Annotated in this window: 22 protein-coding genes and 1 pseudogene; 12 read left to right on the top strand and 11 right to left on the bottom strand. The window is 68.4% G+C overall.

All coding sequences use genetic code 11. From position 1 onward, the window contains the following. Positions 1-42: 42 nt before the first annotated feature. Together serC and ACREPD_RS14125 are read right to left on the bottom strand one after the other, a co-directional pair. Positions 43-1,128: a 3-phosphoserine/phosphohydroxythreonine transaminase gene (gene serC / locus ACREPD_RS14130; RefSeq protein ID WP_431599904.1), complete on the bottom strand. Its 1,086-nt coding sequence runs from the start codon at positions 1,126-1,128 to the stop codon at positions 43-45. 97 nt (positions 1,129-1,225) lie between these two features. Further along, complete coding sequence (locus tag ACREPD_RS14125) at positions 1,226-2,026, bottom strand: FHA domain-containing protein (RefSeq protein WP_431599903.1); 801 nt, start codon at positions 2,024-2,026, stop codon at positions 1,226-1,228. Between the two features lie 89 nt (positions 2,027-2,115). Here ACREPD_RS14125 and ACREPD_RS14120 point away from each other — a divergent pair, with 89 nt between their 5' ends. From ACREPD_RS14120 to ACREPD_RS14110, 3 genes are all read left to right on the top strand, one after another. Then, on the top strand, positions 2,116-2,391 hold the full coding sequence (locus ACREPD_RS14120; protein ID WP_431599902.1) for a polyhydroxyalkanoic acid system family protein: 276 nt from the start codon (positions 2,116-2,118) through the stop codon (positions 2,389-2,391). A gap of 87 nt (positions 2,392-2,478) precedes the next feature. Beyond that, entirely contained in the window at positions 2,479-2,973 is a 495-nt protein-coding gene (locus tag ACREPD_RS14115) for a phasin family protein (RefSeq protein ID WP_431599901.1), read from the top strand. 248 nt (positions 2,974-3,221) lie between these two features. Next, positions 3,222-4,328, top strand: a complete 1,107-nt coding sequence (locus ACREPD_RS14110; RefSeq protein ID WP_431599900.1) for a restriction endonuclease — start codon at positions 3,222-3,224, stop codon at positions 4,326-4,328. Between the two features lie 3 nt (positions 4,329-4,331). Here the strand turns inward: ACREPD_RS14110 and hutC are convergent, their stop codons facing one another. Both hutC and ACREPD_RS14100 read right to left on the bottom strand, forming a co-directional pair. Next, a complete protein-coding gene (gene hutC / locus ACREPD_RS14105) occupies positions 4,332-5,060 on the bottom strand; it encodes a histidine utilization repressor (RefSeq protein WP_431599899.1) in 729 nt (242 codons plus the stop codon). 29 nt (positions 5,061-5,089) lie between these two features. Then, positions 5,090-6,472, bottom strand: a complete 1,383-nt coding sequence (locus tag ACREPD_RS14100; RefSeq protein ID WP_431599898.1) for a formimidoylglutamate deiminase — start codon at positions 6,470-6,472, stop codon at positions 5,090-5,092. 63 nt (positions 6,473-6,535) lie between these two features. Here ACREPD_RS14100 and hutI point away from each other — a divergent pair, with 63 nt between their 5' ends. From hutI to ACREPD_RS14070, 6 genes are all read left to right on the top strand, one after another. Further along, a complete protein-coding gene (gene hutI / locus ACREPD_RS14095; protein WP_431599897.1) occupies positions 6,536-7,735 on the top strand; it encodes an imidazolonepropionase in 1,200 nt (399 codons plus the stop codon). 23 nt (positions 7,736-7,758) lie between these two features. Then, a complete protein-coding gene (hutH, locus tag ACREPD_RS14090; protein WP_431599896.1) occupies positions 7,759-9,300 on the top strand; it encodes a histidine ammonia-lyase in 1,542 nt (513 codons plus the stop codon). Then, a complete protein-coding gene (gene hutG, locus ACREPD_RS14085; protein WP_431599895.1) occupies positions 9,297-10,145 on the top strand; it encodes an N-formylglutamate deformylase in 849 nt (282 codons plus the stop codon). The genes hutH and hutG overlap by 4 nt, the downstream gene beginning before the upstream one ends. Further along, entirely contained in the window at positions 10,142-11,806 is a 1,665-nt protein-coding gene (gene hutU, locus ACREPD_RS14080) for a urocanate hydratase (RefSeq protein ID WP_431599894.1), read from the top strand. The genes hutG and hutU overlap by 4 nt, the downstream gene beginning before the upstream one ends. Positions 11,807-11,921: 115 nt before the next feature. Beyond that, complete coding sequence (locus tag ACREPD_RS14075; RefSeq protein WP_431599893.1) at positions 11,922-14,042, top strand: TonB-dependent receptor family protein; 2,121 nt, start codon at positions 11,922-11,924, stop codon at positions 14,040-14,042. Positions 14,043-14,149: 107 nt separating this feature from the next. Beyond that, entirely contained in the window at positions 14,150-14,566 is a 417-nt protein-coding gene (locus ACREPD_RS14070; RefSeq protein ID WP_431599892.1) for an EF-hand domain-containing protein, read from the top strand. A gap of 21 nt (positions 14,567-14,587) precedes the next feature. On the opposite strand, the gene ACREPD_RS14065 is transcribed toward ACREPD_RS14070, so the two are convergent. Next, positions 14,588-14,878: a hypothetical protein gene (locus ACREPD_RS14065; RefSeq protein ID WP_431599891.1), complete on the bottom strand. Its 291-nt coding sequence runs from the start codon at positions 14,876-14,878 to the stop codon at positions 14,588-14,590. 144 nt (positions 14,879-15,022) lie between these two features. Here ACREPD_RS14065 and ACREPD_RS14060 point away from each other — a divergent pair, with 144 nt between their 5' ends. Beyond that, positions 15,023-15,706 (top strand): MarC family protein, encoded by a 684-nt coding sequence (locus tag ACREPD_RS14060; RefSeq protein ID WP_431599890.1) that lies wholly within the window; start codon positions 15,023-15,025, stop codon positions 15,704-15,706. Positions 15,707-15,721: 15 nt separating this feature from the next. Here ACREPD_RS14060 and ACREPD_RS14055 read toward each other — a convergent pair whose 3' ends face one another. The 6 genes and pseudogenes from ACREPD_RS14055 to ACREPD_RS14030 all read right to left on the bottom strand — a co-directional run bounded on the left by ACREPD_RS14055 (position 15,722) and on the right by ACREPD_RS14030 (position 23,129). Continuing rightward, the gene (locus tag ACREPD_RS14055) at positions 15,722-16,072 is read right to left on the bottom strand and encodes a hypothetical protein (protein WP_431599889.1); all 351 of its coding nucleotides are present in this window, start codon (positions 16,070-16,072) and stop codon (positions 15,722-15,724) included. A gap of 2 nt (positions 16,073-16,074) precedes the next feature. Further along, positions 16,075-16,602, bottom strand: a complete 528-nt coding sequence (locus ACREPD_RS14050; protein ID WP_431599888.1) for a DUF6622 family protein — start codon at positions 16,600-16,602, stop codon at positions 16,075-16,077. A 165-nt stretch (positions 16,603-16,767) separates the two neighbouring features. After that, positions 16,768-17,559, bottom strand: coding sequence for an SGNH/GDSL hydrolase family protein (locus ACREPD_RS14045; RefSeq protein ID WP_431599887.1), 792 nt, complete (start codon positions 17,557-17,559; stop codon positions 16,768-16,770). 13 nt (positions 17,560-17,572) lie between these two features. Further along, positions 17,573-19,932: pseudogene (locus ACREPD_RS14040) on the bottom strand (GH92 family glycosyl hydrolase). A 213-nt stretch (positions 19,933-20,145) separates the two neighbouring features. After that, positions 20,146-22,602 carry a prolyl oligopeptidase family serine peptidase gene (locus ACREPD_RS14035; protein WP_431599886.1) on the bottom strand — a complete coding sequence of 819 codons (2,457 nt, stop codon included), beginning with the start codon at positions 22,600-22,602 and terminating at the stop codon, positions 20,146-20,148. A gap of 146 nt (positions 22,603-22,748) precedes the next feature. Then, positions 22,749-23,129, bottom strand: coding sequence for a hypothetical protein (locus tag ACREPD_RS14030; protein ID WP_431599885.1), 381 nt, complete (start codon positions 23,127-23,129; stop codon positions 22,749-22,751). Between the two features lie 94 nt (positions 23,130-23,223). Between ACREPD_RS14030 and ACREPD_RS14025 the strand changes: the two genes are divergently transcribed. Then, the gene (locus ACREPD_RS14025) at positions 23,224-24,000 is read left to right on the top strand and encodes a HipA family kinase (RefSeq protein ID WP_431599884.1); all 777 of its coding nucleotides are present in this window, start codon (positions 23,224-23,226) and stop codon (positions 23,998-24,000) included. Further along, positions 23,978-24,367 (top strand): DUF3037 domain-containing protein, encoded by a 390-nt coding sequence (locus ACREPD_RS14020; protein WP_431599883.1) that lies wholly within the window; start codon positions 23,978-23,980, stop codon positions 24,365-24,367. The genes ACREPD_RS14025 and ACREPD_RS14020 overlap by 23 nt, the downstream gene beginning before the upstream one ends. Positions 24,368-24,456: the final 89 nt, after the last annotated feature.

Here is a 24,456-nt window from a genome sequence, read left to right as displayed (position 1 = left end):
AATTGCAGTGGGGCGGCGGGCGCCCCGGTAGAGTCGAGAGCGTCAGCCGTTGCGCTGCTGGAAATCGCGCATGAAGGAGACCAGCGCCTGCGCGCCTTCCACTGGCAGGGCGTTGTACAGCGAAGCACGGATGCCGCCGACCGCCTTGTGGCCCTTCAGCGCCAGCAGCCCGGCAGCCTTGGATTCACTGACGAAGCGCGCGGTGAGCGTTTCGTCGGGCAGGAAGAACGGAATGTTCATGCGCGAGCGCGCCGCCGGCACCACGTCGTTGCGGTAGAAACCGCCGGAAGCATCAATGGCGCCGTAGACCAGGGCGGACTTGGCGGCATTGCGGCGCGCGAATTCGGCCACGCCGCCTTCGGCCAGCATCCACTGGAATACCAGGCCGGCCAGGTACCAGTTCCAGGTCGGCGGGGTGTTGAGCATGGAATCGCGCGCGACATGCGAGCGGTAATCGAAGATGTCCGCGCGCGGCTGGCCGCTGCGCTCGAGCAGGTCGCGGCGTACGATCACCACCGAGACACCGACCGGGCCGAGGTTCTTCTGCGCGCCGGCGTAGATCAGCCCGTAGCGCGACACGTCGAGCGGTTCGCTGGCGATGGAGGAGCTGAAATCGGCGAACAGCGGCACGTCGCCCACGTCCGGGGTGTCACGGAACTCGACGCCGTGGATGGTCTCGTTGGCGGTGATGTGGACGTAGGCCGCATCGTCGGAGAGCTGCCACTGGGCGCGCGGCGGAATGTCGTGGTAGCCGTCGGCCTCGCTGCTGGCGGCGACGTTGACCGAAACGTAGGGGCTGACCTGCTTGATCGCAGTCTTGCCCCAGTGGCCGGTGACCACGTAGTCCACGGTCTGCCCGGGCGTGGCGAAGTTGAGCGCGAGCAAGGCCTGCTGGGTGGTGGCACCGCCGGCGAGGAACATCACGGCGTAGTCGTCCGGAATGCCGATCAGGCGGCGCAGGTCGGCCTCGGCCTGGGCGGCGACGGCCATGAACTCCGGGCCGCGGTGGCTCATTTCGACAATGGAGGCGCCAGCGCCGTTCCATTCCAACATCTCTTCCTGCGCCTGGCGCAGGACCGATTCCGGCAGGGTTGCAGGGCCGGCACTGAAATTGAACGCGCGCGTCATGTCACACCTATGGGGCAAGACCCCTAGTATGCCGCAGCGCACCAGCCTTTAGGCCTTGCAGCACAAGGCCAATTTGGTTGCGTTTGAATCTATTGGTTCAGCGCGCGCCGAACCAGAGCAGCAGGCTGATGAGGGCCGCCAGCAGCAGCGCGCTGCCCAGCAACCAGGGCCAGCGGCTGACCCGCTTCGGCTTGGCCGGAGCATCCGCTGCCGTGGGCAGGTCGAGCAGTTCGTCCTCTTCGTCGCTGACCACGCGCTTGCGGCCGTCATGCGGCACTTCCAGCACGAAGCGGTGCTGGGCATCGAACACGAGCTGGTCGCCCGGCTGCAGCCAGCAGTGCCGCACGATGACGCCGTTGACCCGCGTCGATTCGCCCGCGCCAAGATCGCGCAGCAGCAGCCGCTCGCCATGGCGCTCCAGGCGCGCGTGCTGTTCGGCAAATGCCGGGTCGTCGATGACGATGTCCGCCTCGGCCCCGCGCCCGATCACGCGCGGGCGGTCGAGGGTGAAGCTGCGGCCGTGGTGCTGGCCGCCGACACCGCGCAGCAGGCGCGGGTCGTCGCCGCCGTCATCGCTGCGCGACGGGGCATGGTTGAGCGCCTCGCACTCCCCCTGGATCAGCATCTCGACGCCGTCGGCGTAGACCGCGTCACCCGGACGCAGCAGCGCCATGCGCCGCACCGGGCGCCCGTTGACGTGAATGCCCCGGATGCCGTTGGCCACCTGCAGCCACAGGCCGCGGTCGTCCAGACAGAACTGGGCCAGCAACAGGGTGCCAGCCGCGTCGCCGCCGAGGCGGACGCTGCCGGAGGCATGGCGCACGATGCGCTGCACCCCCGGCCGCAACGGCTGGTCGGGGTGTTGGCGATGAGTGAAGTGAACTAGCAGGTTCTGCACGCGGCGCAGCCTAGCAGGTTGGGTGTGCGGGAAGATAGAAGTGTGCACAATGCACGCCCTTTTCCCCTATTCGTCCGCCAGGAGCCTGTATGTCCAGCATTGATATCCGCCACGCCCACGCCCTGCCCGACGACAGCGCCCGCCAGGCGATCGAGGCGATGGCCGCCAAGCTCACCGAGAAGTTCTCGCTGGAAACCAACTGGGTGGGCGACGCACTGGAGTTCAAGGGCTCCGGGGCCAAGGGGCTGATCGCGCTGCTCCCCGGCCAGGTCCACGTCACCGCCGAACTGGGCTTCCCGGTGTCGATGATGAAGGGCATGGTGGAAAACGAAATCGAGCGCGTGCTGAAGGAAAAGCTGGGCTGAACCCCGGCTGCCAGCGGGCGCGACCATCACGCCGCGCACCTGCGGGGCTGGGTAGGATCGGCGGGTGGCCACTCACAGGATCGCCCCATGAACTCACACGATGACTTCGATGACCGCGCCCCGGGCGAAAAGCCCTCGCTGCAGGACCAGGCCGAGCGCTTCTCGCGCAAGCTGACCGATTCGGCACAGCAGATCTGGCTGGCCGGGCTGGGCGCGTTCGGTCGCGCGCAGGCCGAAGGCAGCCGCGTCTTCGACAACCTGGTCAAGGAAGGCGAGTCCATCGACGCGCGCAACCGCGAGCAGGCCGGCGACGCGCCGCGCTGGCGCGACAATGTCGAGGAGCACCTGGGCGAGGCGCGCGAGAAGGCGGCCGGCACATGGGACAAGGTCGAGAAGGCCTTCGACGACCGGGTCCAGGGCGTGCTCAAGCGCCTGCATATTCCCACCGCCGAAGACGTGGCCGCGCTCAATGCCCGCATCGATGCGCTGAATGCGCGCGTCAACCGCGCCGAGGCCCGCAACGCCTCGCCAAATGCGGACCCGCGCCCGGGCACCCACCAGTCGCCGGGTGCCGATCCCTGATTGTTGCAAAGCAGCACGTGGTTGTTGACAATCAGACAGACCCGCCAATCGCTTCTGCGCCGTTTGTTCCCTCCCCTCACGGCTTAGGATTGGCGGGTTTTTCGTGCCTGCGCCGGGGCCGGGCGAAATGAGACTTCTGTCACCGACACGGAAACCGGCGGTGCACCCGAGGTGAAAACGACACCCCGCAGACAGGTGCGAGCGCATATAAACTGTCTACGCACATCCGTGTTCATCCTCTAGGTCTCATGTTCTCCTGGATTCTCGCGCTCCTGCTGGCCCTCGTTGTCTGGTCCCTTGCCGCCGCCTACTTCTGGCTGGTGAAACGCCGCCGCAAGGAGACCCGGCTGGGCCTCAATGCCTTGGCCGGCATGCACTGGCGGGACTTTTCCGAGATGGTCCGGCGCGCGCTCCACGAGCAGCGCGGGCTGCAGGACGTGACCGGCGAGGTCGATGACAGCCGTGAGCCGCGCAGCGATTTCCTCATGCAGGACGCCCAGCAGCAGCGCTGGCTGGTGTCGTGCAAGCACGGGCGCGCCTACCGGATCGGGACGGCGGCGGTGAACGAACTGGGCGCTGCCGCGCGCCTGGCCGGTGGCCGCGGCGGCATCCTGATCACCGAAGGCCAGATCGAGCGCGACGGCCGTGCGGCGGCGGAGAAGCAGCATGTGGAGGTGCTCGACGGGCCGCTGCTGTGGCCGCTGCTGCAACCCTACCTGCCCGCCGACGTGGAGGCACGAGTCAAGAAAGAGGCACGCCGGGAGGCGATCCGCCGGATTTCCATCGCGGCACTGGGCTCGCTGACCCTGGGGCTGCTGGTGGGCATGGGCTACCTCACGTCCCGCCTGGACCAGCCTGCGCGGACGACGGAGCCAGCTCCGGTCGCGACTGCTCCCGTTGCGGCTGCTTCGGTTGACCCGGCGGCAACGGCGCCTGAATCAGCCAGACCGGCGGAGGCTGCGGCAGCACAACCGGCGCCCGCCCCGGCGCCCGCGGAGACACCTGCCGCCGCACCCGCCAGTGCGACGCCCGCCCCGGCCGCCGCCGAGGCAGCCCCGCATGGCAACGAACAGACCCACATCCTCGGCACCGTGGCCGATCCCGATGCCGCCACGCTGGCCCGGTACCAGCGCGAACTGGCCACGCTGCTGGGCCATCAGGCGGGCGTGCTGAGCGCGTTCTGGCAGACCCGCCAGACGCTGGCGATCAACCGCTCGGCCGAGATCGACGAGGTGTGGCCACACATCTGCACGCAGGTGAAGCGCTACCCGGCGCTGCGCACCGTGCGCATCCAGCTCAATCCACGCCTGGGTACCGACGAACCGGTGCGCTGGCGCCAATGCGCCACGTTGTAACCGTCAACGTGCGCCGGGCGCGAATTTCGCCACCAGGTCCCACGCGTCGCCGAGGAACATCTGGCGCACGCAGGTGATGGGCTGCTCGCCGCGCCAGGTGAGGCGGTCGATCACCAGGCAGGCGGTACCCGGCTTGACCTCCAGCAGCGCCGCGGCCGCCGCGTCCGCACCCCAGGCACTGATCCGGTGCTGGGCGCGCGTCCACGACACGTTCTGCAACAGCCAGCTGCCCGGCGCGGTCACGGCGAAATCAACATCCAGCACCTCGGGCACGCCGACCGGGCTGATCAGGCGGTGCTCCAACGCGAACGGCTTGCCGTCGGCACGGTGCAGGCAGCGGATCGCCAGCAGCTTCTCGCCGCCGGACAACGCCATTTCCTCGCTCGCCTCGGCATCCGGGTCGCGGTAGGCGCGGTCGAGCAACTGGTAGCCATAGACGTGGCCCCGCGCACCGACCGCCATCGCAATATCCGGAATCTCCAGCGCCACCTGCTCCAGGTGTGGCGGTTGCCGGGCCACGAACGAACCCGCCCGACGGCGGCGCTCGATCATGCCGCTCTCGGCCAGCGCGGTCAGCACCTTGTTCACCGTCATGCGCGAGCAGCCGTACTGCTCCATCAGTTCGTGCTCGTACGGGATGCGGAATCCCGGCGGCCATTCGCCGCTGAGGATGCGGCTTTCCAGATCGGCACGGATGCGCTGGTTGAGGGTGGCTGCTTTCTTGCCCGTCACTCGGGAGTCCTGGATTGGGTCGGCGGGGATCAGCGCGCGGCGGTCAGCACGCTGCGCAGGGCCTGGGCGAAACGCGCCGCCACGGCATCGCGCTGCACGTGACGTCCCTGCCGGACCAGCTCGCGCCCCCCGCGCCATACCGATCGCACCGCGCCATTACGTGCGGCGAACACCCAGCTGTCAAGCCAGGCATCGCCCTCGCGCGCGATCATCGCCGGGTGCTGCGGGTCCAGTTCGACCACGTCGGCCGGCGCACCCGCCTGCAGGCCGGTGCCCACCCCGAGCGCCTGCGCGGCACCGTGCAGCGACTGCTGGAACAGCCAGCGTCCGCTGGAGGTGTCGTCCTGCGGGGCCAGCACGTTGCGCCCGCGCAGCTGCAGGCGCTGGCCGTACTCGAGCAGGCGCAGCTCCTCGGCGGCGTCGATCAGCACATTCGAATCCGAGCCGACGCCGAAACGGCCGCCGGCACGCGCGAAGCCCTGCATCGGGAACAGGCCGTCGCCCAGGTTGGCCTCGGTGATCGGGCACAGCCCGACCACCGCGCGGCTGTCCAGCATGCGCTGCACTTCGTCGGCATCCACATGGGTGGCGTGCACCAGGCACCAGCGTTCGTCGACCGCCGCGTGTTCGTACAGCCAGCGCACCGGGCGCAGGCCGCTCCAGGCCACGCACGCGTCCACTTCGCGGGTCTGTTCGGCGATATGGATGTGCAACGGGCCGTCGTTGAGCGGCAGCAGTGCCTGCAGTTCCTCGCCGGTGACGGCGCGCAGGCTGTGCGGGGCGATGCCCAGCACGGCGTCGGACTGGCCACGCAGCGCGTGGCGGCAACCGTCCAGCAGCGCGGCGAAACCGTCCACGTCGTGGATCAGCCGGCGCTGCGCCAGGTTCGGCGCAGCGCCACCGAAGTCGGCGTGCGCGTAGAACACCGGCAGCAGGGTCAGGCCGATGCCACTGCCCTGCGCAGCGGCAGCGATGCGCGCGGCCATCTCGGCGCGGTCTGCATACGGCGTGCCGTCGGCGGCGTGGTGCAGGTAATGGAACTCGCCCACGCGGGTGAAGCCGGATTCGAGCATTTCCACGTAGGCCTGCTCGGCGATGGCCTGCACCGCCTCGGGCTGCAGGTGGGCCAGGAAGCGGTACATCAGCTCGCGCCAGCTCCAGAAGCTGTCGCCGCTGCGCCCGCCGATCTCGGTCAGGCCGGCCATGCCGCGCTGGAACGCGTGGCTGTGCAGGTTGCCCAGCCCCGGCAGCGCGATCGCCAGACGCGTATCACCCGGTTGCGCCGGCATGCCCGCAGTCACTTCCTGCAGCGTGCCGCCTTCTCCGACGATGCGTACGTCGCGCGCCCAGCCCTGCGGCAGCAGCGCGTGATCGGCATGGAATGCGAAGGTGGAGGCAGGGTTGGCTGGCATGACTGGACATCCCGGAAGTGACGCCTATATTGTATAGACATATAAGCCGCCGTGGTTGCCGCCATGCACTGTGACACCCTCTGGACCCATGCCCACCTGATCACCGCCGACGGCCCCGGCCTGGGCGTGATCCGCGACGGGGCGATCGCCGCCCGCGATGGCCGCATCGTCTATGCGGGACCGGCCGCTGGGGCCGCCCACCTGCAGCCGGCGCAGCGCGTGGACTGCGGCGGGCGCTGGATCAGCCCGGGCCTGATCGACTGCCACACCCACCTGGTCTACGCCGGCAACCGCGCCAACGAATTCGAGCAGCGCCTGCAGGGCGTGAGCTATGCCGACATCGCGCGCGCCGGCGGCGGGATCGTCTCCACGGTGCGTGCCACCCGCGCCGCCAGCGAAGCCGACCTGCTTGCAGCCAGCCTGCCACGGCTCGACGCGATGCTGGCCGAGGGCCTCACCACCGTCGAGATCAAGTCGGGCTACGGCCTGACCCTGGAAGATGAAACCAAGCAGCTGCGCGTGGCACGCGAGCTGGGCCGCCAGCGCGCGGTCGAGGTGGTACCCACCTTCCTCGGTGCGCACGCGGTGCCGCCCGGCCGGCAGGCGCAGGAGTACATCGACGAGGTCTGCGAGGTGATGATTCCGGCAGTGGCCGCGCAGGGCCTGGCCGAGGCCGTGGACGTGTTCTGCGAGAACATCGCCTTCAGCACCGCGCAGGCCGAACAGGTGTTCACCGCCGCGCAGCGCCACGGGCTGGCGGTGAAGATCCATGCCGAACAGCTGAGCAACCAGCACGGCGCGGCGTTGGCCGCCCGTCATGGGGCGCTGTCGGCCGACCATATCGAACACCTCGATGCCGACGGTATTGCCGCGATGCGTGCGGCCGGCACCGTCGCGGTGCTGCTGCCTGGCGCGTTCTATTTCACCCGCGACACCACCCTGCCCCCGATCGATTCGCTGCGCGCTGCCGGCGTGCCGCTGGCGCTGGCCACCGACAGCAACCCGGGCACCTCGCCGCTGACCAGCCCGCTGCTGGCCATGAACATGGCCGCCACCCTGTTCCGCATGACCGTGGACGAGTGCATTGCCGGCTTCACCCGTGAAGCAGCGCGCGCGCTCGGCCGGCAGGACCGGATCGGGCGGCTGGCGGTCGGCCTGGACTGCAATCTGGCCGTGTGGGACATCGAGGCACCCGCCGACCTTGTCTACCGCATCGGCTTCAACCCGCTGCACGCGCGCGTGATGCGCGGCGTACCCGCCTGAACTTTGTGATGTCTGGAGATTCCATGAGCAACACCCTGACCCTGCTGCCCGGCGCCGTGACCCTCACCCAGTGGCGCGCGATCTACGACGGTGCGCGCGTGCGCCTGGACCCGGCCTCGGCCGAGGCCGTGCGACGCAGCGCGCAGACCGTGGCCGACATCGTCGCCAAGGGCGAGCCGGTGTACGGCATCAATACCGGCTTCGGCAAGCTGGCCAGCGTGCGCATCGAGCGCGACGACCTGGAAACCCTGCAGCGCAATATCGTGCTTTCGCACGCCGCGGGCGTGGGTGAGCCGATGCCGGCGGCCGTGGTGCGGCTGATGATGGCGCTCAAGCTGACCAGCCTGGCCCAGGGCGCCTCCGGCATCCGCCCGGAAACGCTGGCGCTGCTGGAGGCCTTCCTGCAGCACGACATCGTGCCGGTGATTCCGTGCCAGGGCTCGGTGGGCGCCTCCGGCGACCTCGCGCCGCTCTCGCACCTGGCCAGCGTGATGATCGGCGTGGGGGAGGCCTTCGTCGCCGGCGAACGCCTGCCCGCCGCCGATGCACTGGCACGCCTGGGCCTGGCGCCGCTGGTGCTGGGCGCGAAGGAAGGCCTGGCGCTGCTCAACGGCACCCAGTACTCCACCGCCTACGCATTGGCCGGGCTGTTCGAGATCGGCACCGTGTTCCATGCGGCACTGGTCACCGGCGCGTTGTCGGTGGAAGCGGCCAAGGGCTCGGACACGCCGTTCGATCCGCGCATCCACCAGATCCGCGGCCAGCGCGGGCAGATCGCCACCGCCGCCGCGCTGCGCACGCTGATGCAGGGCTCGGCGATCCGTGAGTCGCACCGCGACAACGACGTGCGCGTGCAGGACCCCTACTGCCTGCGCTGCCAGCCGCAGGTGATGGGCGCCGCCTTCGACGTGATGCGCCAGGCCGCCACCACGCTGGCGATCGAAGCCAATGGCGTGTCCGACAACCCGCTGGTGTTCACCGATACCAACGAGGCGTTGTCGGGCGGCAATTTCCACGCCGAACCGGTGGCCTTCGCCGCCGACATGCTGGCGATGGCGGTGTGCGAGATCGGCTCGATCAGCGAACGCCGCACCGCGATGCTGGTGGACCCGGCACTGTCCGGCCTGCCCGCCTTCCTCACCCCGAAGCCGGGCCTCAATTCCGGCTTCATGATTCCGCAGGTGACGGCCGCCGCGCTGGTTTCGGAGAACAAGCAGCGCGCCTACCCGGCCAGCGTGGATTCGATTCCGACCTCGGCCAACCAGGAAGACCATGTGTCGATGGCCGCGCACGGCGCGCGCCGCCTGCTGCAGATGGCCGAAAACGCGGCCAACGTGGTCGGCATCGAACTGCTGGCCGCCGCTCAGGGCTGCGACTTCCATGCCGGGCTGCGTTCGAGCGATGCGCTTGAACGCGTGCGCGGCCGCCTGCGTGCGCAGGTACCGACCCTGCAGGACGACCGTTACTTCCACCCCGACATGGTGGCCGCCACCGCGCTGGTGCGCAGCGGCGCACTGGCCGAAGGGCTGGACGGGATCCTGCCGCAGGTGGAGCCGCTGGCATGACCGCGCACCCGGACTGGCTGCAGGTCCACGAGGGCGATGCGCCGCTGATCGTCAGCTTCCCGCATACCGGCAGCGAGCTGCCCGACGCGTTGGTGAACGATTTCGTGTCGCCGTGGCTGGCCCGCCGCGATACCGACTGGTGGGTGCACGAGCTGTACGACTTCGCCCAGCGCATCGGCGCCACCACGGTGCGCTCGGCCATCTCGCGTTCGGTGATCGACCTCAACCGCGACCCGAGCGGCGTCTCGCTGTACCCGGGCCAGAACACCACTGGCCTGTGCCCGCTGACCACCTTCGACAACCAGCCGCTCTACCACCCCGGGCGCGAGCCGGACGCCGATGCGATCGCTCAGCGCCGTGACACCTACTTTGCGCCCTACCACGACGCGCTGTCGGCGCAGATCGCGCGCCTGCGCCAACGCCACGCCACCGTGGTGGTGTACGACGCGCACTCGATCCGCTCGCATATTCCGCACCTGTTCGACGGCGAACTGCCGCAGTTCAACCTGGGCACGGCGGGGCCGTCCGGCGCGCCGGATACCGCCTGCGACAACGCGCTCAGCGACGTGGTGGAAAACCTGTGCCGCTTCAGCGGGATGTCGCACGTGCGCAACGGCCGCTTCAAGGGCGGCTGGATCACCCGCCATTACAGCGACATTTCCGGTGGCGTGCACAGCCTGCAGATGGAGCTGGCCTGCCGCGGCTACATGCACGAACCCGAGCCGGTGGACGTGCACAGCTGGCCCACCCCGCTCGACCCCGACCACGCCGCGCCGCTGCGCCATACGCTGCAGCAGGTGCTCAACGCCTGCCTTGAATTCGCGAACTCCCGGAGTGCTGCATGAGCCGTCACGATTCCACCCGCACCATCATCGCCCCCACCGGCACCACGCTCACCGCCAAGAGCTGGCTGACCGAGGCGCCGCTGCGCATGCTGATGAACAACCTGCACCCCGACGTGGCCGAGCGCCCGCAGGAACTGGTGGTGTATGGCGGCATCGGCCGCGCCGCGCGCGACTGGGAAAGCTTCGATGCCATCGTCGAGACGCTCAAGCGCCTGGACGACGACCAGACCCTGCTGGTGCAGTCGGGCAAGCCGGTCGGGGTGTTCCGCACCCATGCCGATGCGCCGCGCGTGCTGATCGCCAACTCCAACCTGGTGCCGCGCTGGGCCAACTGGGACCACTTCAACGAGCTGGATAAGAAGGGCCTGGCGATGTACGGCCAGATGACCGCCGGCAGCTGGATCTACATCGGCGCGCAGGGCATCGTGCAGGGCACCTACGAAACCTTCGTGGAAATGGGCCGCCAGCATTACAACGGCAGCCTGGCCGGCAAGTGGCTGTTCACCGGTGGGCTGGGCGGCATGGGCGGCGCGCAGCCGCTGGCCGCGGTGATGGCGGGTGCCTCGTGCCTGGCGGTGGAATGCCGCAAAAGCAGCATCGAGATGCGCCTGCGCACGGGCTACCTGGATACCTGGACCGACGACCTGGACGAGGCGCTGCGCCTGATCGAGGAATCGTGCACGGCGAAGAAGCCGCTGTCGGTCGGCCTGCTCGGCAATGTGGCCGACGTGCTGGACGAACTGCTGCTGCGCGGGGTCAAGCCGGACCTGCTGACCGACCAGACCTCCGCGCATGACCCGGTGAACGGCTACCTGCCGCAGGAATGGACCGTGGAGCAGTGGGACGAACAGCGCGTGTCGGCGCCGAAGGTCGTGGAGAAGGCCGCGCGCGCGTCGATGGCCAACCACATCCGCGCCATGCTCGCCTTCCATGCGCTGGGCGTGCCGACCGTGGACTACGGCAACAACCTGCGCCAGATGGCATTGGAAGAAGGCGTGAGCGATGCCTTCGATTTCCCCGGTTTCGTGCCCGCCTACATCCGCCCGTTGTTCTGCCGCGGCATCGGCCCGTTCCGCTGGGCCGCGCTGAGTGGCGATCCGGAAGACATCGCCAAGACCGATGCCAAGGTGAAGGAGCTCATTCCGGACAACCCGCACCTGCACCGCTGGCTGGACATGGCCGCCGAGAAGATCAAGTTCCAGGGCCTGCCGGCGCGCATCTGCTGGGTGGGCCTGGGCGACCGTGATCGGCTGGGGCTGGCCTTCAACGAGATGGTCGCCAGCGGCGAGCTGAAGGCGCCGGTGGTGATCGGCCGTGACCACCTGGACAGCGGCAGCGTGGCCTCGCCCAACCGCGAGACCGAGGCGATGGCCGATGGCTCGGACGCCGTGTCGGACTGGCCGCTGCTCAACGCCCTGCTCAACACCGCCAGCGGCGCCACCTGGGTGTCGCTGCACCACGGCGGCGGCGTCGGCATGGGCTTCTCGCAGCACGCCGGCATGGTGATCGTCTGCGACGGCACCGAAGCGGCCGCCAAGCGCATCGCACGCGTACTGTGGAACGACCCGGCCACCGGCGTGATGCGGCATGCCGATGCGGGCTATGAGATCGCGATCGAGTGTGCGAAGGAGAAGGGGCTGGACCTGCCCGGGATTCTTTGAGACGGCCGGAATGGGTGACGGCGGCGGCGCAACCTGTTAACTTTCGCGCCCTCGCGATGGTTTACAGGGCGCCGCCCTGCCGACTGCTGCCCCATTCCGTACCGATTCCAGACGCATGCCCCCTCTTCTGTCGTTGCACCGCCCCACCCTGTCCGCGCTGACCCTGGCCCTTTCTGCAGCGCTCGCCGCCACCGCGCACGCCGCCCCGGCCGATAGACCCACCACCTTGGATGCGGTCAATGTCACCGCCGCCGACGCGACCGCGCAGGCGCGCGCCGCGCTCAAGCGCGTGCCCGGCGCCGGCAACGTCATCGACCTGGGCAAGGCCGAGGGCCGCGTGGCCGGCAACGTCGACGTGCTGGCCTACCAGCCCGGCATCAGCGCGCAGTCGCCGGGCAACGAGGGCGCAAAGATTTCCATCCGCGGCTCGGGCATCAATCGTGGCCCGGGTGCGCACGCCTCCGGCATCGCGGTCTCGCTCGACGGCCTGCCGCTCAGCGGCCCCGGCGGCACCCCGTATGAGCTGCTCGAACCGTTGTGGCTCAGCCGCGTGGAGGTACTGCGCGGCGCCAACGGCATCGAGCGCGGCGCGCTGGCACTGGGCGGCGCGATCAACTACGTGAGCCGCAGCGGGCGCGATTCGCCCGGGCTGGAGCTGCAGTACGAAGCCGGCAGCCGGGGTTACCAGAAGCGCGGCGTAGGCTACGGCGGCGTTGCCGGTGCCGTGGATTACTACCTGGCCTACACCGACACCGAGTACGACGGTTACCAGTACCACGCCGCCGGCGACGGCAAAGGCGCGATGGCCAATGTTGGCTGGCAGATCACGCCGCAGCTGGAAACGCGTTTCTTCCTGCGCTATCGCGAGACCGACCACGAGACCCCCGGGCGCCTGACCCGCGACCAGATCCGCCACGATCCGCGCGCGGCCAACCCCGCCAACCTCGCTATCGACGCACGTCGCCCACAGCCGGGCAGCACCTGGCTGGGCAACATGACCACGCTGCAGATCGACGACGATTCCTCGCTGCAGGCCGGGCTGGTGTACCACCACTACCCGATGGATCTGAACGAGAGCCTGTACCGTCAGCAGTTGGACTACACCAACCTCAACGCCACGCTCGACTACCGCCGCCGGCACACCCTGTTCGGCCGCGACAGCGTGACCACGCTGGGCCTGCGCGTCACCCATGACCTGGATGCCGACGTGCGCGAAACCCTGCGCTTTGCCAGCAACGGCTACCCGGCGGGCACGCACACCCGCGACTTCTCGCACCACGGCACCGACAGCACGCTGCACCTCGGCAACGACCTGGCGCTGAGCGACACACTGCGCCTGCAGACCGGGCTGGCCCTGATCAACACCCGCCGCGACGTGCGCGTGACCTGGCCGGCAACGCCCGAACGCTTGTCCAGGAACGACTGGGACTATGCGCCGCGGCTCGGCTTCACCTGGCAGCAGAGCGCGGCCACGCAGTGGTTCGGCAACCTGAGCCGCTCGGTGGAACCGGCGCATCCGTGGTCGATGATCTGGGGCTCCAACCTGACCTTCGCGCCCGGGAACGGCGCCTCCAGCGGCCGCCAACGCGCGCCGGTAGATCTCGAGAACCAGACTGCCACCACGCTCGAACTCGGTGCGCGCGGCGACAGCGCGCTGGGCCACTGGGAGCTGACCGGCTACTACGCGCAGGTGCGCCACGAACTGCTCACCGTGGAAGTACTGCCGGTACCGAACCTGTTCGTGGCCGAAAACAATGCCAGCCCCACGCTGCACCGGGGCATCGAGGCCGGGCTGGACAGCACCCTGTGGGACGGCGCCGCCGGCCAGCTGACGCTGCGCCAGGCCTACACCTTCAGCGACTTCCGCTACCGCGACGATGCGCGCTACGGCAGCAACCGCCTGCCCGGCCTGCCTCGGCACTACTATCAGGCCGAACTGCGCTACGGCCACCCCACCGGCTGGTATGCGGCACTCAACACCGAGGCTGCCTCGAAGATGGCCGTGGACTACGCCAACAGTTTCTGGGCCGACAGCCGCGCCATCTTCGGCACGCGCGTAGGCTTCGATGCGCCCGGCGGGCGTTGGCAGGCCTGGGCCGAGCTGCGCAACCTGGGCGACCGCCACTACGCCGCGACGGTGACGCCGGGTTACAACGACGCCGGCAAGGACGTGGCGCGCTCCACCCCGGGCGAAGGCCACAGCGTGTACGCCGGCGTGCGCTGGCGCTTCGACTGATGCAGGCGCGCCAGTAGAAATACTGGCGCCAGGCGCAGGGTTTGCCGTAGCCGCGCCCGTGGCGGCGGCGGACACTGGGGCTTCCTACCGGTATTGCGGAGCCGACCGTGACCCACCTTGCCACGCACCTTGCCTGCTCGCTCGTGCTCTGCCTCGGGCTGGCCGCCACCAGCCACGCGCAGTCCGTGGGCGACACCGCCGCACAGCGTTTCGCCGCCCTCGACAAGAATCACGACGGCCGGGTCAGCGAAGACGAATACGATGCCGCCGCCCTGTTCCGCACCCTCGACGCCGACCACAACTACCGCGTGACCGTGGAAGAAATGCAGGCCCTGCTCGGGCCGGACCGCGACGGGCAACTCACCGCGGCCGACCGGATCCGCGTCGCCGACCTCAACGGCGACGGCGAGTTGAGCCAGGAGGAAGTGGAGCGCGTGGCCGAGATGCGCTTCCAGTCGCTCGATACCAACCATGACAACGAACTGACCCTGGCCGAACTGCAGGTCGGGTTCTGGAGGCCCTGAGAAACGGCGTGGCAGCCGGTGTCAGGTACCGGTGATGGCCCAGGTGATGAACGCGGTGGCGATCGTGCTCAGTACCAGGCCGGACAGGAAGAACCCGTCGGCCATCCGTTCCAGGCGCCGGTTGCGCTTGCGACGGCGGGTACGCAGTGCCCCGTAGGCGGTGAGACACGAGGCCAGGTAGATGAGCGAATTGATGCACAGCAGGTCGTCGCCGAACGTATCGACCTTGCGCAGCACGGTCACCACGTGAAGCACGCCGACGACGGTCATGCACACACCGATCATGGCGGCCGAGGTGGTGAAGATGTGCACGCACATATCCTCATCGAGATCGTCGGTATGTAACGGCGGGCTACGTGGTTTGCGTGAGGCATGGGCGCGCATACGGTCTTCACTCCCCACGCGGCAAGGTGGGCTCCTGTTCCCAACGCGCGTTGCGGCGCCTGCCGGCCTCCCATGTGGAATGAATTCAGCCATGCGTTCCTGGTGATCTTCACCAGCCTGCTGCCGGTGATCAATCCACCCGGCGCGGCACTGATGGTGCTGGGCCTGCTGCCTGATGCCACGCCCGCGCAACGCAACCGCGTTGCGCGGGCGGTGGCGTTCAACAGCCTGGTGATGCTGGCGGTGTCGATCAGCGTCGGTGCCTGGGTGCTGTCCTTCTTCGGCATCTCGATCCCGGTGCTGCGCCTGGCCGGTGGCCTGGTGATTGCAGCAACCGGATGGCGGTTGCTCAATGCCCCCGCCCAACCGGAACATGTCTCGCTGACCGGTGCGGCCCAGGCCGAGGCGCGCAAGGATCTGGACCTCGATGCCACCGTTGAATCCCAGACCTTCTATCCGTTCACCCTGCCTCTCACGGTAGGTCCCGGCGCGATCGCGGTAGCGACCGCCGTGGGTACCACCTCGCCCGAGCAGGGCCCGGAGGTGGTGCATGTGGTCGCTGCCGCAAGCGCCCTGGTGGCGCTGTGCGCGCTGATCTACCTGTGCATGCGCTATGCCGGCCGGTTGCAGGCGCTGCTCGGCCGAACCGGCATGCAGGTGATGCTGCGCCTGCTGGCCTTCGTGATCCTGTGCATCGGCGTGGAGATCGGCTGGCTGGGGCTGTCTGAACTGCTGGGGCTGCCCCCTGCGCATTGACCGTTGCGCCTCGACTCAGACCAGCGACGCCATCATGAAATACGGCAGGTACATGGCAAAGATCACGCTGATCGCGCCCAGCACGGCCGCGCCCACTCCCAGCAGCCCGGCCGCGATGCGGCCGGGTACCGTGGGGCGCAGGTACCAGATCGCGCCCACCAGCAGCGGCACCCCCCAGGCCACCACGTAGCACTGGCTGAAGGCCTGGGTGATCCACGGCAGCGGCTGCCCGGCACTGCCGAACATGTCCACGAAACGCGGCATGGCCAACACGCCGACCAGCGTCGCCACGAAGGCCATCGCCGTGCTGGCCAGCAGGCCCAGCCAAGGCAGCAGGCCCGCGAGCCGCTGCAGTAGCGGATGCACCGTCACGCCTGGCCCGCGCCCAGCAACTGCCGGCGGCTCTGGGCGACCAGACGCAGGTAATGCAGGAACTTGCCGATGAGGATGCCGGTGAAACCACCGTACACGCCCAGGTAAGCAATCAGGGTCGAAATATCGTCTGTCATGGCGGGGTAGAGGGCCAGTCCAACCTCGAAGGGATATCTGTAGATGAAGGTCAGCAGCACTACAAGCAGCAGCGAATAGTCGGCGGCGCGCAGCAACTGACCACTCTCGGGAAGCAGCGTGATGGATTGGCGACGGACGAGCCGCCAGCCAATGACTGCACCAACTGCGATGCCCGCCAGCCACACCGCCCACGCATCCCAGCTGGACCCATAGCGGTTCGCCACGCTCCACAAGCCCCACAACGTAAAGACGCCCGGCACGATGGCCAGCTTGCCCAGTGAGGTCTTCGACGGCCACAGCGCGGCGATGCCACAGCTGAGCAGGAGCGCAAAGATGGCCCATACCCACAAAGGGGTATGCGCGGCGAATTGTTGAAAGACGTGCATGCGAACTCCTCAGTCAAGGCAAATACGTATCGACAGTGGTCGCAGAAAGCGTTGGACTCACATGGCGCGCGGGCCGGCATGCATCGCTGTCGCCACCCCTGGCGACAGGGAACCGGGCGCGGTACCGACACGGGCCGGGGACCTCCCGAGTCCGCGGGGTCGATGCTAAGTTCCGTCCTTGTGTTGCGCAAGCGCCTGCGCGATGGCCGCCTCGGCCAGCGGCGCCATGCGCGCGTAGCCGGCGGCGGTGGGGTGGACGCCGTCCGTCGCCAACGACGCATCCAGTCCACCCTGTGCGTTGGCCATGGCCGAGTAGTAATCCAGCCAGACCAGGTGCTGCTCGCTGGCATAGCTGCGCAAGGCCGTGTTCAAGGCACGTACCTTCCCTGCCGGCGCGATGCCCGGCCGCCAGGGATACGCGCTGACAGGCAACACCGACGCCAGCACCACCGCTATGCCGTTGGCCTTGGCCACCTCCACCATCGAATGCAGGTTGTCTTCGATCATGCCCTGGGTGGCCACGCCCGTGTTGCCGGCAATGTCGTTGGTGCCGGCCAGAATCACCACCACCGCCGGCTTCAACGCAATGACGTCCTGGCGGAAGCGCACCAGCATCTGCGCGGTGGTCTGGCCGCTGATGCCGCGGTTTACATAGCCCTTGCCGGCAAAGAAGGTGTCGCTGCCGGTGGGCCCCCAGCCTTCGGTGATCGAATCACCGAAGAACACGACGCGCGGCTGTCCGGCGACCGCCGCTGGCAGCGCGGCATTCTCGCTTCGATAGCGCTGCAGCTGCGGCCAGTCGGCCAGACGCTGCTGCATCTGGCGGATCTGATCGGGTACAACGCGCTCCACCGGCAGCGACAGCAATGGGTCCTGCGCCGGTGGCGCGGCGGCGCACGTCACTGGCACGGCCAGGGACACGGCGAGTAGAGCGGCAATGGCGCGGCGGTCTGGCATGCGTGCGGCTCCGTCAGTGCGGTCCATGCGAGGGCGGCAGCTGTGCCGAACCCCACTGCGTGTTCTTCTCCTTCCCCAGCTCGAACTCCAGCGTGCCGCCCTTCTGCACGAAGCTGGCGGGCAACCAGCTGGCATCGCTGGGCGCGCCGTTTACCCGCAGCGACTGCACGTACGGTGCGTTCATCGCCGCACCAGCGGCCTTGATGGTCAGGGTGGCGCCGGACGCTGGATCACCGCTTCGCGGAACAGCGGGCTGCCGATCACCAGGTCGGCACGGCCGGGGTACAGCGGGTACAGGCCCAGCGCCGACCACACGTACCACGACGACATCTGCCCCAGGTCGTCGTTGCCCGGCATGCCCTCGGGCGCGTTGGTCCAGATCTGCCGCATCGCCTGGCGCACGGTTTCCTGCGTCTTCCACGGCTGGCCGACGAAGTTGTACAGCCACGGCGCGGCCACCGACGGCTCGTTGTCCAGCTCGGCATGCAGCGGACCGGACTTGGTGACCGCCCAGTCGCCATTCTCCTTGCGGAAGAGCGCATCAAGCCGCTGGATCGTGGCGTCACGCCCGCCCAGGGTTTCAATCAGCCCGGCCGGATCGAACGGCACCATCCACAGATACTGCGCGCCGCTGCCTTCGACGAACTCCTCGTCCGACGCCGGATCGAACGCCGGCCAGCTGCCGTCCGCATTGCGCGGCTGGATGTAGCCGGCCTGCGCGGTGGCGGTCGGGTTGTAGAGATTGCGCCACCAGCCCGAGCGCTCGCGGAACGTCGCGGCACCCTGCTTGTCGCCGGCCGCGCTGGCCAGTTCGGCCAGACCGAAATCGGCGGCCGCCATCTCCAGCGTGTCCGACGCGGTGCCCCAGCCCGGCGCGCCGACCGGCATGTACTTCAATGCCATCCACTGGTCCAGCCCCGGGCGCTGGCCCACGCACAGCACCGGGCAGCCGCGACGGCTGAGGTCGCGTTCGGTCGGCACGGTGGCGGCACGCTTGAGCGAGGCATAGGCGCGCTGCAGATCGAAGCTGCGCCCACCGAAGGCGTGGATGGCGGCGACCGACGGCGGCGACGGATCGCCGTTCATTACGCCGGTGGCGCCGGTCAGGTGCGTCCAACGGTCCCAGACGCCGCCGTTCTGGTCGGCCTGGTTGAGCAGCGACTGCGCGATGTCCGAGCCGACCTGCGGCTGCAGCAGCGTGACCAGCTGCAGCTGCGAACGGTACACGTCCCATCCGGAGTAATTGGCGTACTGCGCACGCTGGCCTTTCGACAGCGCGTGTACTTTGCCGTCCATGCCCCGATAGCGGCCATCGCCGTCACTGAACAGATTCGGCGCCAGCAGCGTGTGATACAGCGCGGTGTAGAACACGGTGCGTTCGTCGGGCGTTCCGCCGTCCACGCGCACCTGTCCGAGGGTCTTGTTCCATTCGGCGCGCGTGGCGGCCTGGGTGGCGGCCACGGTGGTGCCTGCCGGGCTTTCGCGGCGCAGGTTGGCGCGTGCGCCAGCTTCGTCGACGTAGGAGATGCCGATGCGCGCGGTCACGGTCGGGCTGCGCTTGGGATCGAACTGGATCCAGCCACCGGCGCCCTTGCCCACCGGCGGGTGGCCCTGGGTGCCATAGGTGGTACCGCCGCCGCCTTCGCGCGCGCCGGCCTGCACGGTCTCATCGCGCCAGGTGCCGCCGACCTCGAAGGGCTGGTCGAACTCGGCGATGAAATGCAGCGTGTAGTAACTCTCGCGGCGATCCTCGGCCAGATACCCGCAGAAGTTGCCGGCGGTGACCGAGCCGCGCACCGTGCGCGTGGCCGGATCGATGATGATGCTTGAATCGGTGCTGCCCACTTCGCTGTCGGAGGTGCGGAACAGCAGGTTGGCCGGCTTGTCGGCGGGGAACTGGAACTGCCCCACCGCCGTGCGCGCGGTTGCACCGAGATTCACCACCACGCCGTTGTCGAGCGTGAGCTGGTACGCGCCGGGACTGGCCGACTCGCGTGTGTGGTCGAGCACGCTGGCGTAGCGCAGCCCGGCCTCCGCCGACGACGGCGACATCTCCACCTTGGTGGTGACCGGCATGATCGGGATGTCGCCGCTGGCGCCGGTGCAACCGGTGCCCGACACGTGGGTCAGGCTGAAACCGCGCACGCCGTTGCCGCGCCACTCGTACCCGCCAGGGGCGGCAATGGCGAAGCGTTTGCCGGGCAAGGGCGTCATTTCCGGACTGAAGGCGACCATGCCGAACGGCACCGACGTACCCGGGTACACGTTGCCGGCGTTGGTGGTGCCGATGAAGGGATTGACCTCGGCGGCGAGGTCGGCGGCCTGCAGGGCGCAGGGCGCGGCAGTCAGGACAAGCGAAGCAGCAACCAGCATCGAACGGTGCACTACGAACTCCCAGGAAGAATCGTCGGAACCCATACGGCGGGACCGCGCCACGCGCGGCTGGACCGATTGTATCGATCTAAACGAGCTCCGCAATGAGACGAATGGCACATTGGAGAGGGGTGGCCGTCCCGCTTGGATACGGGGCATGCGCTGCGTGGCTGCATCGCTTTTTCGCGAAGCGCAGCCACGCAGGGCGTGGCTCTACCGCGCGTTTTTGACGTAGGTGTCGAACCAGTTGAGCATTTCCGACACCAGCTGCTCGTTCGATTCCAACGCGGTGTACCAATGCGGCTCGTTCGGCAGCATCACCAGCCGGGTGGTGCCGCCGTTGCCGCGGATGGCCTGGTAGAGCTTGCGCGACTGGAACGGCTCGGTGCCCGGATTGGCGTCATCTTCGCCGTGCACCAGCAGCAGCGGCAGCTTGATCTTGTCGGCATAGAAGAACGGCGACGCCTTCAGGTACACGTCCCGCGCCTGCCACACCGAACGGCGTTCGTTCTGGAAGCCGAACGGAGTGAACGTCTTGTTGTACGAACCACTGGTGGCCACGCCGGCCTTGAACAGGTCGGTGTGCGCGATCAGGTTGGCCGTCATCAGCGCGCCATGGCTGTGGCCGGTCACGCCGATGCGGTTGCGGTCCACCACGCCCAGGTCCACCGCCTTGTCCACGGCGGCCTTTGCATCGGCTTCCAGCTGTTCCAGGTAGGTGTCGTAGGCGGTCTTCGGGTCGCCGACGATCGGGAACGAGGCGTTGTCGATGATCGCGTAGCCGGCCAGCAGCATCAGGCGGTACGGTGCCAGGCGGGTGAAGGTCTGCTGCGAGCCGGACACCTGCCCCGCCTGCGCGGCGTTGGCGAAATCGGCCGGGTACGCGTACAGGATCGCCGGCACGCGCTGGCCTTCCTGGTAGCCCGGCGGCGTGTAGAGGGTGAACGACAGGTCCACGCCGTCGGCGCGCTTGTAGGTGACCAGCCGCTTCTTGATCTGGCGCACTTCCGGGGTCGGGTCGGTCAGGTGGGTCAGCGCGGTACCGGTGGAGGCGTACTGCGCTTCGCCGTCCTTCGCCGCCGCGTCGCGCTCGCCCTGCTGGCGCACGAACGCGTTCGGCGGGTCCATCACCGACTGGTGCCAGGTGAGGTAGCGGCCCGGCGTGGCGGTCAGCCCCAGCACCTGCTCATAGGCATCGGCGCTGCTGCGGAACAGGCGCTCGGTCTTCAGCGAGCCCAGGTCCAGCCGGTCCAGGAACGGCCGGTCGCCCTGCGGCGAACTGCCCTGCCCGCGCAGGAACACGAAGGCGCCGTCCTGGCGAACCACGGGCGCGCCGTTCGGCAACCGCTTGAAGACCAGGTTGCCCGGATCGGCGTACTGCTCGTCGCTGGAGAGGTCCCACAACAGGCGGCCTTCCTGCTTCGGGTTGTCCACGTCCACGATGCGGGTCTGCCGCCAGTGGCGGTTCTCATCGTTCTCGAACAGGAACGATACGGCCGGATCGGCGCTCCACGCGATGCCTTCGAAGCGCTGCGCGGTGCGCGCGATTTCCTGCGGTTTGCCGGCGAACGGGGCCTTCAGCGCCAGCACCCGATCGCGATGCGGCACGGTTACCTTCCAGTCGCCCTTGTCCAGCGCCTCGGCATACACCAGCGTCGCCGGATCAGTGGAACGCCAGTCGAACTCACGCGGGCCTTCGGGCACGCCGTGCACCGGCACGCGGTCGGCCAGCGGTAGGCTGGCGATGGGCGTGCTGCGCCCGCTGCCCAGATCGACCACTGCCACGTCATTGGCGAACCGCTGGTAGGTCACCGCGTGCGAGAACGGCGCCTTGAGGGTTTCGGTCAGCACGTGCACGCCATCGGGTGCGGCATTGATGTCGTTGTACAGCGCCGGCGCACCGATCGGGCGCACGCTGCCGGCCACGACGTCGACTACTGCCAGCTGCGAGGCACCGTAGTAGGCGAACAGCGCTTCGTCGTGCACGCTGGTCAGGGTGTCGCGCGCCTCATAGGTGCTGCTCTCGCCACTGCTGCCCAGCGACTCCTGGATGTCCGGGCCGCCCGGCCCGGTGCCGCTGGACGGCGCCGGGCCCTGGTTGGCCGGCACGGTCTTGACCAGCAGCTGCTGGCCACCGCCCAACCACTGCACGGTGTAGCCGAAGATCGGGTTCAACTGCACGTTTGGAATCTGCTTGACCTGGCCGGTCTGCGCATCGCCGACCCACAGCTGCACCGAGGTATCCACCGCATTCTGGAACGCGAAGCGGCTGCCATCGGCCGACCACTGCGCCACGCCGGCGCAGCCCTTGGGCAGGGCTACCTTGGACTGCTTGGTAGTGCCGACATCGACCAGGGTGAAATCGGCGACGCAGGCCGGGATGCCGTATCCGCCCTGGGTGTCGTGGCGGCTGCGGTTCTTCGGTTCCAGGCGCACGCCGGCCAGCTTCAGATACGGCTGGGCGACGCGCTCGATCGACGGATAGGTCTGCAGCGTGGTCAGCAGCAGGCGCTGGCCGCTCGGGTCCAGGCTGGGCTGCGGCGGCGGCGGCGCCTTGAGCACCTTGAGCAGCGCTTCCGGCGGCTTGGCATAGTCGGCGAACGCCGGTGCGGCGACACTGAGCGTTGCCACGGCAATGGCCGAAGCCAGGCAGGTACGGCGGATGAACATCCAGATCCCCTTGCAGGTGTGGGTTCCCGGCGGCGCACATGTCGCCGGCATCCCATGGAATCTAGCACCGGGCCATCGCGCCGGAATGGGCCGAAAGCACTAGCTGCGTTGCCGGCCCTGCAATGCGGATGCGCTTGTCGAGCCCTTCACTGCGGCCCGAATTCCAGCGAGCGCGCGGACGTGGAGGCGTTCTTCAGCAGGTTGCCCTGGAACGCGAACACCACTTCCTGGGTCATGGGATGGGTGGCGGTGCCGCCCTTGGCCTTGGGGTCGTCTGCGTGGCACTCGCTGGCCGGTGGCTTGCGTGCGGTTTCCTGGCAGCTCAGGACCAGCCCGTTGCGCGCGGCAAATGCGTCCACCTCGCCACGCGCGGTGCCGGGCGGGAGTTCCTGTGCCAGCCGTTCCTGCCAGAACGCCTCGCGTTGATTCAAGTTGCTGCCGCCGGATACTTCACCGAACTGCCCGGTGCCCCACAGCATCAGTGCGCCGATGACGGCCAGCGCCAGATATGCCCATCCCTTGCCCATATGAAGTTCCTTCAGGTGTGCTGCCGAACCGCCCCCTGCGGGCCGACGCCGCGCCACGGTAAGATGGCGTTGCTTGTTCCGTCAATGGTGCCCCGTGCGTACTGTCCACGCGCTTCGCTACATCACCCCGCTTCGCGAGGGTGGCTCCCTGCCTGCCGTGGTCGAGACCGACGACGATGGCATGGTGGTGCTCAAATTCCGCGGCGCCGGGCAAGGCCCGAAGGCGCTGATTGCCGAGCTGATCGCCGGTGAGATGGCGCGCAGCCTGGCGCTGCCCATTCCGGAGATTCTGTTCGTGGAGCTGGACCGCGAGTTCGCCCGCACCGAGCCCGACCCGGAGATCCAGGACCTGATCCGCGCCAGCGAGGGCTTGAACCTCGGCGGCGATTACCTGCCTGGCGCGATCAACTACGATCCGGCCGCGATGCCGGTCGATGCCGATCTGGCGTCACGCATCGTCTGGTTTGATGCGTTCACCAGCAACGTCGACCGCACCGCCCGCAACCCGAACCTGATGGTCTGGCACCGCAAGCTGTACCTGATCGACCACGGTGCGGCGATGTACTTCCATCACGACTGGGCCACGGCCGGCGACGCCTGCGTGAAGCCGTTCCTGTTGATCCGCGACCATGTGCTGCTGCCGTTTGCCACGAAGATCGCCGAGGTGGATGCCGAGTTGGCGGCGCGGCTGCCGGATGCGGAGATCGAGCGGATTGTCGGGCTGGTGCCGGACAGCTGGCTGGTGGACGAACCGTCATTCGACAGCCCGGCGGCCTACCGCCAGGCGTATATCGACTATCTGAAGTGCCGCCTGCAGGCGCGCGCCGCTTTTGTACAGGAGGCCGTCCGTGCCCACGCTGCACACGTATGACTATGCGGTCATCCGCGTGGTACCGCGGGTGGAACGCGAAGAGTTCATCAACGTCGGGGTGATTGTGTCCTGCCCGGGCGCGAAGCATCTCCAGGCGGCGATTGAGATCGACCCGGTGCGGATGCAGGCCTTTGCGCCGTCGTTGGATAGGGAGGCGCTGCAGCCGTGGTTGGATGCGATTGTGGCGATCTGCCGGGGTGATGCGAACGCCGGGCCGATCGCGCAATTGCCGGCGCGGGCGCGGTTTCATTTTTTGACCGCGAAGCGTAGTTCGATCGTGCAGATGTCGAGTACGCATGTGGGGCGCACCGCGGATCCGGAAGGGGTGGTGGAGCATTTGATGCGGAAGATGGTGCGGGTGGTTTGAGGGGTTGGGCGTGGCCGAATGGATTCGCGCCGACGGGGTAGAGCCGACTGTTAGTCGGCTGCCTGTCCGGGGTGGAACAGCCGACTAAC

This window comes from Stenotrophomonas sp. (genome assembly GCF_050737075.1).
Taxonomy (GTDB): domain Bacteria; phylum Pseudomonadota; class Gammaproteobacteria; order Xanthomonadales; family Xanthomonadaceae; genus Stenotrophomonas.
The sequence above is the reverse complement of the archived record's forward strand: the minus strand, read 5'-3'. Positions and strand labels throughout refer to the sequence as shown.

What these genes read in the sequence shown, in the direction of transcription:
- serC (WP_431599904.1), bottom strand. Translation starts at nt 1,128, where the DNA reads ATGACGCGCGCGTTCAATTTCAGTGCCGGCCCTGCAACCCTGCCGGAA.
- ACREPD_RS14120 (WP_431599902.1), top strand. Translation starts at nt 2,116, where the DNA reads ATGTCCAGCATTGATATCCGCCACGCCCACGCCCTGCCCGACGACAGC.
- ACREPD_RS14115 (WP_431599901.1), top strand. Translation starts at nt 2,479, where the DNA reads ATGAACTCACACGATGACTTCGATGACCGCGCCCCGGGCGAAAAGCCC.
- ACREPD_RS14110 (WP_431599900.1), top strand. Translation starts at nt 3,222, where the DNA reads ATGTTCTCCTGGATTCTCGCGCTCCTGCTGGCCCTCGTTGTCTGGTCC.
- ACREPD_RS14100 (WP_431599898.1), bottom strand. Translation starts at nt 6,472, where the DNA reads ATGCCAGCCAACCCTGCCTCCACCTTCGCATTCCATGCCGATCACGCG.
- hutI (WP_431599897.1), top strand. Translation starts at nt 6,536, where the DNA reads ATGCACTGTGACACCCTCTGGACCCATGCCCACCTGATCACCGCCGAC.
- hutH (WP_431599896.1), top strand. Translation starts at nt 7,759, where the DNA reads ATGAGCAACACCCTGACCCTGCTGCCCGGCGCCGTGACCCTCACCCAG.
- hutG (WP_431599895.1), top strand. Translation starts at nt 9,297, where the DNA reads ATGACCGCGCACCCGGACTGGCTGCAGGTCCACGAGGGCGATGCGCCG.
- hutU (WP_431599894.1), top strand. Translation starts at nt 10,142, where the DNA reads ATGAGCCGTCACGATTCCACCCGCACCATCATCGCCCCCACCGGCACC.
- ACREPD_RS14075 (WP_431599893.1), top strand. Translation starts at nt 11,922, where the DNA reads ATGCCCCCTCTTCTGTCGTTGCACCGCCCCACCCTGTCCGCGCTGACC.
- ACREPD_RS14060 (WP_431599890.1), top strand. Translation starts at nt 15,023, where the DNA reads ATGTGGAATGAATTCAGCCATGCGTTCCTGGTGATCTTCACCAGCCTG.
- ACREPD_RS14050 (WP_431599888.1), bottom strand. Translation starts at nt 16,602, where the DNA reads ATGCACGTCTTTCAACAATTCGCCGCGCATACCCCTTTGTGGGTATGG.
- ACREPD_RS14045 (WP_431599887.1), bottom strand. Translation starts at nt 17,559, where the DNA reads ATGCCAGACCGCCGCGCCATTGCCGCTCTACTCGCCGTGTCCCTGGCC.
- ACREPD_RS14035 (WP_431599886.1), bottom strand. Translation starts at nt 22,602, where the DNA reads ATGTTCATCCGCCGTACCTGCCTGGCTTCGGCCATTGCCGTGGCAACG.
- ACREPD_RS14030 (WP_431599885.1), bottom strand. Translation starts at nt 23,129, where the DNA reads ATGGGCAAGGGATGGGCATATCTGGCGCTGGCCGTCATCGGCGCACTG.